At 52.5% G+C, this 1,962-nt stretch carries 1 rRNA gene; it reads left to right on the top strand.

Annotated features, from left to right (window positions below):
* Window positions 1-1,905, top strand: a 23S ribosomal RNA gene (locus tag G590_RS21605); the annotation flags it as partial.
* Window positions 1,906-1,962 lie beyond the last annotated feature (57 nt).

Here is a 1,962-nt window from a genome sequence, read left to right as displayed (position 1 = left end):
AAGGTGGTGAACAGGAGTCAGACTACACGAGATAAGTTGGGTAGTCAAAAGGGAAAGAGCCCAGATCCACGGCTAAGGTCCCAAAGTGCGTGTTAAGTGGAAAAGGATGTGGGATTTCATAGACAGCTAGGATGTTGGCTCAGAAGCAGCCACACATTCAAAGAGTGCGTAATAGCTCACTAGCCGAGAGGTCCTGCGCCGAAAATTACCGGGGCTGAAACACGACACCGAAGCCTGGGGATTGAATGTATCTACGGGTACATTTGATCGGTAGGGGAGCATTCTAAAGGGCGAAGAAACCGTACCGAAAGGAGCGGCGGAGCGTTTAGAAGAGAGAATGCCGGAATGAGTAGCGAGATGGAGGTGAGAATCCTCCAGGCCGAATATCCAAGGATTCCAGGGTAAAGCTGATCTGCCCTGGGGAAGTCGGGACCTAAGGCGAGGCCGCAAGGCGTAGTCGATGGACAGCAGGTTGATATTCCTGCACTTATGCATATCAGAACTGTGGGGACGCAGGCAAAAGGAGTGAGCCGGGAAAGGAAAGCCCGGTCCCGCAAGGGGGAACGAACTAAAGTAGTGAAGCACTAGATATGACTGCCAAGAAAAGCCACTATTGCGTATGTATAACCCGTACCGTAAACCGACACAGGTGGATGAGGAGAGAATCCTAAGGCCGACGGGAGAAGCATTGTTAAGGAACTCGGCAAAATGTCCCCGTAACTTCGGGATAAGGGGAGCCCACCTAAGACGTGGGCCGCAGAGAAGAGGCTCAAGCAACTGTTTAGCAAAAACACAGGTCTATGCGAAACCGAAAGGTGAAGTATATGGGCTGACGCCTGCCCGGTGCTGGAAGGTTAAGAGGAGAGGTTAGCGCAAGCGAAGCTTTGAATTTAAGCCCCAGTAAACGGCGGCCGTAACTATAACGGTCCTAAGGTAGCGAAATTCCTTGTCGGGTAAGTTCCGACCCGCACGAAAGGCGTAATGATTTGAGCACTGTCTCGGCAATGCACCCGGTGAAATTGAAGTACCAGTGAAGATGCTGGTTACCCGCGCCAGGACGGAAAGACCCCATGGAGCTTTACTCCAGGTTGATACTGGGAGCCGGTATTATATGTACAGGATAGGTGGGAGGCTATGAAGCTGTGACGTCAGTTGCAGTGGAGCCGCTGTTGGGATACCACCCTTATGATGCTGGTTTTCTAACCAAGGACCATTATCTGGTCCGGGGACAATGTCTGCCGGGGAGTTTGACTGGGGCGGTCGCCTCCGAAAGGGTATCGGAGGCGCTCAAAGGTTCCTTCAGAATGGACGGAAACCATTCGCAGAGTGCAAAGGCATAAGGGAGCCTGACTGTGACACCGACGGGTGGAACAGATACGAAAGTAGGACTTAGTGATCCGGTGGTATGAAAGTGGGATTGCCATCGCTCAACGGATAAAAGCTACCCTGGGGATAACAGGCTTATCACTCCCAAGAGTTCACATCGACGGAGTGGTTTGGCACCTCGATGTCGGCTCATCGCATCCTGGGGCTGTAGCAGGTCCCAAGGGTTGGGCTGTTCGCCCATTAAAGCGGTACGCGAGCTGGGTTCAGAACGTCGTGAGACAGTTCGGTCCCTATCCGGCGCGGGCGTAGGATATCTGAGAGGAGCTGTCCTTAGTACGAGAGGACCGGGATGGACGGACCGCTGGTGTATCAGCTGCACCGCCAGGTGCATAAGGCTGGGTAGCCACGTCCGGAAGGGATAAACGCTGAAGGCATCTAAGCGTGAAGCCCCCCTCAAGATGAGATATCCCTCCTTTATGGAGTAAGACCCCTTGGAGAGTACGAGGTTAGATAGGCACAAGGTGTAAGCACGGTAACGTGTTCAGCTGATGTGTACTAATAGGTCGAGGGCTTATCCAAAAAGCAAAGGTTAGAGACGGATCTAAGAGATTTCAGTGTTCGGTTTTGAAGGTACAA

Source organism: Butyrivibrio sp. XPD2006, from assembly GCF_000420865.1.
Classification (GTDB): domain Bacteria; phylum Bacillota; class Clostridia; order Lachnospirales; family Lachnospiraceae; genus Butyrivibrio.
The sequence above is the reverse complement of the archived record's forward strand: the minus strand, read 5'-3'. Positions and strand labels throughout refer to the sequence as shown.